The 2272-nt window shown below is 75.8% G+C and carries 3 protein-coding genes and 1 pseudogene; all 4 read left to right on the plus strand.

From position 1 onward, the window contains the following. Positions 1 to 454, plus strand: a pseudogene (locus B9S61_RS01370) (AMP-binding protein); the annotation flags it as partial. 145 nt (positions 455 to 599) lie between these two features. Beyond that, entirely contained in the window at positions 600 to 1640 is a 1041-nt protein-coding gene (locus B9S61_RS01375; protein ID WP_103540537.1) for an NAD(P)-dependent oxidoreductase, read from the plus strand. Next, complete coding sequence (locus B9S61_RS01380; RefSeq protein WP_103540538.1) at positions 1604 to 1870, plus strand: acyl carrier protein; 267 nt, start codon at positions 1604 to 1606, stop codon at positions 1868 to 1870. Before B9S61_RS01375 ends, B9S61_RS01380 begins: the two co-directional genes overlap by 37 nt. Further along, positions 1867 to 2272, plus strand: a 406-nt coding sequence (locus tag B9S61_RS01385; RefSeq protein ID WP_308457744.1) for a beta-ketoacyl synthase N-terminal-like domain-containing protein, incomplete at its 3' end; no start/stop codon positions are given. The genes B9S61_RS01380 and B9S61_RS01385, both read left to right, overlap by 4 nt.

Raw genomic sequence — 2272 nt, forward strand, 5'->3', positions numbered from 1 at the left:
CGCGCGCCCGGACGCCGACGCCGCCACCAAGAGCGACACCGGCCACGGCGTGCTGCACCGCACCGGGGACCTCGGCCGGCTGGACGACGAGGGCCGGCTGTGGTTCCTCGGCCGCAAGGCCCACCTGGTCACCGGCGCCGGGTTCACCCTGGCCACCGAGGACATCGAGGCGGCTGCGGACACCGCCCCCGGCATCCGGCGCACCGCGCTCGTCGGGGTCGGCACGTCCGTGTGCCAACTGCCCGTGCTCTGCGTGGAACCCCTGCCCTCCACCCCCCGCGCCGCCGCCCTGGCAGCCGTCCGCGCCGTCCTGAGGGACCATCCGCAAGGGCATCGCGTCGCCGCCCTGCTGATCCGTACCGGCTTTCCCACCGACCCCCGGCACAACTCCAAGATCGACCGCATGCGGCTGGCCGGCTGGGCCGCGGGGCGCCTGCGCGGCAGGGCCCGATGACCGCACCGGCCCCCTGCGGGAGGCACTTCCCCGGTCGGCAGGCCTGCCGCCGGGTCCCCGTGCCGCCGCCGCTCCCCGCCCCGGACCGGGGCTCCGCCCCGCACCCCGCTCCTCACCCTGCCCCGGAGGGGCGCCGGAGGCTCCGATGAAGGTACTGGTCACCGGCGGGAGCGGCTTCCTCGGCCTGGAGATCTGCCGCCGGCTGGGCGCACGCGGCGACATCGTGTCCTCCCTCAACCGGCGTCCCAGCACCGCGCTGGAACGGCTGGGCGTCCACCAGCACCTCGGGGATCTCGCCGACTCCGCCGCCGTCTCCCGCGCCGTCGCCGGGTGCGACGCGGTCGTCCACAACGCCGCCCTGGCCGGCGTCAGCGGCCCGCCAGGGCCCTACTGGGCCACCAACGTCACCGGCACCCGCCATGTGACCGAGCACTGCCGTGCCCACGGAGTCCGCACCCTCCTCTACACGTCGACCGCGAGTGTCGTCTTCCGGCCCGGCGGTCTGGAGGGCGTCACCGAGCACCTTCCCCCCGCGCCCTGCCACCTGGCCGCCTACCCCGCCACGAAAGCCCGCGCCGAGGCCCTGGTGCTGGCCGCCCACGGCCCGGAACTGGCCACCGTCTCGCTGCGCCCGCACATCATCTGGGGGCCGGGCGACCCCCACTTCGCCCCCGCCCTCGCGCGTACCGTACGGGCGGGTCTGCTGCCGATGCCCGGTGACGGCGGCAACCTCGTCGACACCACCCACGTCCGTACCGCCGCCCACGCCCATCTGCTGGCCCTGGACCGGCTGCGGCAGTCACCCGGAACGGCGGGCGGCCGCGCCTACTTCATCGGCCAGGACGACCCCCGCCCGCTGCGCGAGATCACCCGCCACTTCCTGCGGGCCGCCGGCATCGACGCCCGCTGGTGCGCGGTGCCGCCCCGGCTGGCCACCGCGGCGGCCGCGGCCGGCGAGACGCTGCTGCGCGCGGCCCGCAGTTCCCGCACCCATGCCCTGAGCCGCTTCCTGGTCGCGGAACTGCTGCATCCGCACCACTTCGACCTCACCGCGGCCCGCCGCGACCTGGGCTTCGAACCGCCGATCGGATTCGACGCCGGGATCGCGGAACTCACCCGTCCCGCCCCCAACGACAGCAAGGAGAAGCCGTGCCCGACACCTGCGCCACCGTCCGTTCCATCCTGACCAGCGCCTTCCGCGTCCCGGAGGACGAGATCCGGCCGGAACTCACGCTGGCGCAACTGGACCTGGACTCCCTGGCCCTGACGGAACTGGTACTCGTCCTCCACGAGCGCTTCGGGGTGAAGGTCGACAGCGAGTACGCCTCCCGCTCCACGACCCTCACTCAACTGGTGGACCACCTCGACGCCCTGCGCCCGGGCGTGGACGGCCCGGTGCCGGCGGCGACCCCGTGACCGCGCCCGTCGCCGTCACCGGCCTCGGCCTGCTCACCCCCGCCGGAGAGGGCACCGACGCCACCTGGGACGCGGTCTGCCGCGGTGTGGGCAGCGCGGCCCGCGATCCGGTGCTGGCCGGACTGCCCGTGGACTTCTCCTGCCGTGTCCCGCTCTCCCGTGACGCGCTGGACCGCCGCGTGGGGCGCGCCGCCTGGCGCATGGCGCGGAGCGCCGCACTGGCGGTGCTCGCCGCGCGGGAGGCGGTGCGCGACGCCGGCCTCGATCCGCGCACCTGGAACGGCGACCGGGTCGCCGTCGTCATCGGCTGCGGGCTCGGCGCGGATGCGGTGCGCGAGGAACAGGCCGCGCGGCTGGAGGAGCGGGGCGCCGGCATGGTCTCGGCGCTCACCATTGCCCAGA

Source organism: Streptomyces sp. SM1 (assembly GCF_002910825.1).
GTDB classification, from domain to species: Bacteria; Actinomycetota; Actinomycetes; order Streptomycetales; family Streptomycetaceae; genus Streptomyces; species Streptomyces okerensis.

Bases quoted from the DNA above. Each gene is read 5' to 3' on its own strand.
- B9S61_RS01375 (WP_103540537.1), top strand. From the start codon at position 600: ATGAAGGTACTGGTCACCGGCGGGAGCGGCTTCCTCGGCCTGGAGATC.